At 60.3% G+C, this 5,510-nt stretch carries 5 protein-coding genes; 4 read left to right on the forward strand and 1 reads right to left on the reverse strand.

Going from position 1 to position 5,510, the window contains the following annotated elements; all coding sequences use genetic code 11:
* Positions 1 to 260: S4 domain-containing protein (locus ABYO54_RS13330; RefSeq protein WP_372808741.1), on the reverse strand; the 260-nt coding region annotated here is incomplete at its 3' end.
* An 84-nt stretch (positions 261 to 344) separates the two neighbouring features.
* On the opposite strand from ABYO54_RS13330, the gene ABYO54_RS13335 reads away from it, so the two are divergent.
* The 4 genes from ABYO54_RS13335 (at position 345) to ABYO54_RS13350 (ending at position 5,380) form a co-directional block, all read left to right on the forward strand.
* On the forward strand, positions 345 to 1,106 hold the full coding sequence (locus tag ABYO54_RS13335) for a competence/damage-inducible protein A (protein ID WP_372808742.1): 762 nt from the start codon (positions 345 to 347) through the stop codon (positions 1,104 to 1,106).
* A 70-nt stretch (positions 1,107 to 1,176) separates the two neighbouring features.
* Complete coding sequence (locus ABYO54_RS13340) at positions 1,177 to 1,503, forward strand: ArsR/SmtB family transcription factor (protein WP_372808743.1); 327 nt, start codon at positions 1,177 to 1,179, stop codon at positions 1,501 to 1,503.
* Between the two features lie 67 nt (positions 1,504 to 1,570).
* Positions 1,571 to 4,546, forward strand: a complete 2,976-nt coding sequence (locus tag ABYO54_RS13345) for an RND family transporter (protein WP_372808744.1) — start codon at positions 1,571 to 1,573, stop codon at positions 4,544 to 4,546.
* 51 nt (positions 4,547 to 4,597) lie between these two features.
* Positions 4,598 to 5,380, forward strand: coding sequence for an outer membrane lipoprotein-sorting protein (locus ABYO54_RS13350; RefSeq protein ID WP_372808745.1), 783 nt, complete (start codon positions 4,598 to 4,600; stop codon positions 5,378 to 5,380).
* The last annotated feature ends 130 nt before the right edge of the window (positions 5,381 to 5,510 follow it).

The raw sequence follows: 5,510 nt of genomic DNA on the forward strand, positions 1-5,510 counted from the left end.
ACCACCAACCCCGGCGGCTTGCTGAGCACGATGACCGATTCGTCCTCGAAAAGGATGTTCAGCGGAATATGCTCGGGGATCGCCGCAACGGGCGCTCGGGGCGGGACGGTCCAGGCCACCGCATCGCCCGCCTTGAGCTTTTGGTTCGGCTTGCAGGCCGCGCCATTCACGGTAACCAGCCCATCCTGAATCAGCGCCTTCCAGGCCGAGCGCGAAACCGAGGGCTCCGCCGCCGCCAGATACGCGTCCAACCGGCTCATCGCAGAACCGGCATCGACTACTAATGAATGTTGATTCAAAATTCCATTACCCCCAAGATGACCCGGCATACTGAGGAGCCACCCATGAACATTCAAGCAGAACTCATTTCGATCGGCAACGAGCTGCTCAGCGGCCGCACGCTCAACACGCACGGACGCGATCTGGGCCACGCGCTTTCGGCCATCGGCCTGCGGCTGATGCGCGACACCACGATCCCGGACGAAATCGGAACCATCGGCGACGCGATCGAAGACGCCCTTCGCCGCGTCGATCTCGTGTTCGTCAGCGGCGGGCTCGGCCCGACGGTCGACGACATTACCCGCGACGCCCTCGCCAAGCTGCTCGATCAGAAAACCGTACTTCATCAGCCGACCGTTGAAATCATGACCGAGCGCTATGCCGCCCGCGGCCGCAAGATGACGCTGGCCGCAACGCGGCAGGCGCTGATACTTGAAACCGCCGAAGCACTTCCCAACTCGGTCGGGGCCGCGCCCGGGCAGCGGATCGCGCCCTGCGCAGGGAAAACCCTGTTTGTGCTGCCCGGCCCGCCCAACGAATTCAACGCCATTCTCAACGAAGAGATCGTTCCTTGGCTGAAAAAGGAATTTTCCGGCGCCCGCCCCCTGTTCGTGCGCATCATCCACACCCAGGGCATCGGCGAATCCGATATCGTAACCATTTTGGAAGAGGCCGCCTTTCAGCCCGAAGGGGTCGAGCTGGGATTCTACCCCGCCATGGGCAAAGTCGAGATCCGCCTGACCGCCCGTCCCGACCTGAAAGGCCAGGTTGCCGAGGCGGAACAGACTTTGCGCCGCCTGCTTGCCGACTTCCTCGACCGCGATTGAGCGCCCACCCTCGACAACGGCCGGCATTTTACCTATTGACATATGCTATTATTTGCATATGTTAATCCGCATGACGACGAAACCGACCGATTGTGCATTGGACAAAATGGCCCCGGAGTTTGTGGAACAGGCGGCCGAGATGCTGAAACTGCTGGCCCACCCGGTGCGGCTACGCATCGTGGATGCGCTCAATTCGCTGGGCGATATGCCGGTGGGCACCCTCACGGAACGTCTCGGGATCGCCCAGGCGGCGACTTCGAAGCACCTGAACCAGATGCGGCGCGTGGGCCTGCTGAAGGCGCAGCGGCGCGGCAAGGAGGTTTGGTATTCGCTGGCCGACGACCGCCCGATCGCCCTGCTCAACTGTCTTTGTAATTGTTGCGACAGAAATGGATAGACATTAACACGGGCTGCTCTATAAGGTTTTTACGCTTTTGGCGGAGTCCAACTTAAAAGGTAGAAGAATGAAACGTTTGAGAATGACATCGTTCAGTATCCGCTTCCCTTGGATCGTCATGGCCGTGGCCGTGGCGGTGACCGTGTTTTTCGGCACGCAATTCCCGAAGGTCTCGTTCGACAACGATCCCGAGAACATGCTGGCCGAGGACGAATACATCCGCGTGTTCCACAACGAGGTGAAGGCCCGCTACAATCTGTACGACTTCGTGATTGTCGGCATCGTGAACGAGACGAATCCCGACGGCATCTTCAATGTCGAGACCCTCGGCAAGATCGATTCGCTGACCCGCGAGCTGATCAGCCTGCATCGGAACGCCGACGGCAAACCGGAAGTGATGCGCGACGGGCAGCCCTACGCCCCCGCCCTCGAATCCGACAGCGCCTGGGAGCGCGGGCTGGCCAAGGTGTTCGGCAACGACGTCAACCGGCTGTTTGCCGAAGACGGCTCCTCCGCGATCATCGCGCCGGAAATCATCAGCCCCAGCGTCGTCGACAACATCAAGCAGGCCGACCGCGGCCAACTGGCCATCCAATACCTGATGGAAGAGGCGCCGGCCACCCGCGAGCAGGCGCTGGCCATCAAGCACGACGCCATGAACAATCCGCTCTACAAGGGCACGCTCGTCTCCGAGGACGGCAAGGCGATCGCGCTCTACATCCCGATCCAGGAAAAGACCTATTCCTACAACGTCGCCAACCTGATCGAAACCCTGACGGCCGGCTGGGGCGATGCCGACCAGGTCTACGTCACGGGGCAGCCCGTGGCGCAGGACACCTTCGGCGTGGAAATGCTGGTGCAGATGGCCTCCTCCGCCCCGCTGGCCGGACTCGCCATCTTCCTGCTGCTGCTCTTTTTCTTCCGCCGTCTCTCGCTGATCATCGCCCCGATGCTGGTGGCCGTCATCAGCGTGGTCGCCGCCATGGGGCTGCTGATCGGCCTGGGATTCGACGTGCATATCATGAGCTCGATGATCGCGATCTTCCTGATGCCGATCTCGGTGGCCGATTCGGTGCATATCCTCAGCGAATTTTTCGATTCCTATCATAAATTCCGCGACAAGGCGGAAACGATCAAACATGTGGTCGGGCATCTGTTCATGCCGATGCTCTACACTTCGCTCACGACCATCGCGGGTTTCGCCTCGCTGGCCACGACGCCGATTCCGCCCGTGCGGGTCTTCGGCCTGCACGTCGCCTTCGGCGTCGCGCTCGCCTGGTTGCTGACGATGACGTTCGTCCCCGCCTACATCATGCTGTTTGTCCGCACCAAGTCCCTCGAAGGCGTCTGCCACGTGCAGGATCAGGACAGTTGCGAAACGAAACGGTCCCGCCTGGACAATGGCCTGCACTGGCTCGGCGGCTTTTCCTTCCTGCGCTGGAAACTGATCCTGGCGCTCACCCTGGCCGTGCTGGCGGTCTCGGTCGTCGGCATCTCTAAAATCAAGGTGAACGACAATCCGGTGAAATGGTTCACGCAGAACCACCGCATCCGCGTGGCCGACCGCGTGCTCAACGACCACTTCGGCGGCACCTACACCGCCTACCTCACGCTCAAGCCCGCGCAAATCACGACGCCGACCTGCGCCGAGCGGATCGAGAGGATGCGCAACGCGGCCCAGGAACGCTTCAGCGATAGCCTGCCCGATGCCGCGGCCACCTTCCTCGCGATTCTCGACGAGACCAACAGCAAATTCCAGGCGCTCCAGGATGCCGATATCGAGCGCTGCTTCGTTGATCTGGTCGAGACGGCGCGCGGGCTCGACGAGCAGGTGTCCGGCGCCTGGAACGCGCTCGGCGACGAAATCAACTATCTCAATCCCGAGGGGCTGACCTACGCCAAACTGACCGCCGCCATCGCGAATGTCGGCGACGAAGCCACGCGCAAGGTTTTGGCCGGGCGCATGAAGGCGCACGAAAATCTGGACGGCGAAGCGCTGCAGAACAAGGCGCTCGACATCGTCGATGAATATGCCGCGCTGTCGTTCGAGGACTTTCTTTTCGAAGCCCGGGCGGATGCCGCCGCGCCGGCCTTCAAGCGGCCGGAACTGCTCGCCTATGTCGAATCCTTGCAGGCGTTCATGCAGACGGTTGAGGGCATCGGCAAATCGAGTTCGGCCGTGGATTCGCTCAAGAAGGCGAACTATGAGCTGAACTATATCGCGGAAGCCCCCGCCGACCGCAACGCGGAGTTCAACTCCATTCCGCCGACCCCGTCCGCCGTCGGCCAGGTCTTTGCCCAGCTCGAAGGCATGAAGAAGAAGGACAGCCTGTTCCACCTCGTTACGAAGGACTACAACGAAGTCAATGTCTGGGTCCAGCTCAAGAGCGGCGACAACACCGACATGGTTGCGGTGGTCGAGCAGATCGAGGATTGGATGGCCGCGAACCCGCCGCCGGTCGAGCTGGACGTGGGCTGGGCGGGGCTGACCTACCTCAATGTCGTCTGGCAGGATAAAATGGTGGCCGGCATGCTCAACTCGCTGCTGAGCTCCTTCGTCGTCGTGCTGATCATGATGATGGTGCTGTTCCGCTCGCCGCTCTTCGGCCTGCTGGCGATGCTGCCGCTGACCGTGACGATCACCTTCATCTACGGGCTGATCGGCTGGGTGGGCAAGGATTACGACATGCCCGTCGCCGTGCTCTCCTCGCTGACGCTGGGCCTGAGCGTCGATTTCGCGATCCACTTCCTCGAACGCTCGCGCGAGCTGACCCAAAAGTTCGGCGGCTGGCAGGAGGCGATCCGGCACATGTTCAAGGAACCGGCCATGGCGATCAGCCGCAACGCGATCATCATCTCGGTCGGTTTCACGCCGCTGCTGTTCGCGCCGCTGGTGCCCTACAAGACGGTCGGCTTCTTCCTCGCCACCATCATGGCGGTATCGTGGCTCGCCACCCTCTTTATTCTCGCCGCCCTCATCACCGGTTTGCAGAAATATTTATTCAACCACAAAGACACCAAGGACTCGGAGGAAGAGGCTTAGGGTCCTTCGTGCCTTAAGCGAAGCGAGTGGTTTAAATACAGGAGAATGGAAATGAAAAAGTTGATTGCAGCAATCGCAACAGTGGCCGTGGTATCGAGTGTCTACGCGGAAATGACCGTAAACGAAATCGTGAACAAGGCGAACGAGGCTTCGTACTATGCGGGCAACGATGGAAGCGCCAGCGTCGAAATGAAGATCGTCGACAAGTCCGGCTCCGAGCGCACCCGCGAATTTTCGCTGCTGCGCATGAACGTGGACGGCGGCAACCAGAAGTTCTATGTCTACTTCAAGAAACCCGCCGACCTCTACAAACAGGTGTTCCTCGTCTGGAAGGAAACCGGCGAAGGCAAAAACGATTCGCGCTGGATGTGGCTGCCCGCGCTCAACCTCAAGCGCGAAATCGCCCCCGGCGACAAGCGCACCTCGTTCGTCGGATCGGACTTCGTCTACGAGGACGTCTCGGGCCGCAACCTGAACGACGACACCCACGAGCTGATCGAAACCACCGAAACGCAGTATGTCGTGAAGAACACGCCGAAGGATCCGGACAGCGTCGAATTTGCCCACTACACCGTCTGGATCGACAAGGATACCTTCCTGCCGCGCAAGGCGGAGTATTTCGACAAGAACGGCAAACACTACCGCACCGTCGAGGCCACCAAGGTCGAAACCATCCAGGGCTTCCCGACCGTCGTCGAGTCGGTCGTCTACGACCTCAACACGGGCGGCAAGACCATCAACACGTTCAGCGAAATCGAGTATGACATCGGCCTCAAGGAAAGCATCTTCACCGAGCGTTTCCTGCGCCGCCCCCCGCGCGAGGTTACGCGGTAATTGACCGCAAGGACGCGAAGAAACAAAGGACAGGTCATGGCTAATTCAAGTTTCAAGTTTCAGGTTTCAAGTTTCATCAGCGCATTGCTCCTGACATCAGGAGCACATGCGCTGGATACCGAACTCCACG

This window comes from Pontiella sp. (assembly GCF_041622395.1).
Classification (GTDB): Bacteria; Verrucomicrobiota; Kiritimatiellia; order Kiritimatiellales; family Pontiellaceae; genus Pontiella.

What these genes read in the sequence shown, in the direction of transcription:
- ABYO54_RS13335 (WP_372808742.1), top strand. Translation starts at nt 345, where the DNA reads ATGAACATTCAAGCAGAACTCATTTCGATCGGCAACGAGCTGCTCAGC.
- ABYO54_RS13340 (WP_372808743.1), top strand. Translation starts at nt 1,177, where the DNA reads ATGACGACGAAACCGACCGATTGTGCATTGGACAAAATGGCCCCGGAG.
- ABYO54_RS13345 (WP_372808744.1), top strand. Translation starts at nt 1,571, where the DNA reads ATGAAACGTTTGAGAATGACATCGTTCAGTATCCGCTTCCCTTGGATC.
- ABYO54_RS13350 (WP_372808745.1), top strand. Translation starts at nt 4,598, where the DNA reads ATGAAAAAGTTGATTGCAGCAATCGCAACAGTGGCCGTGGTATCGAGT.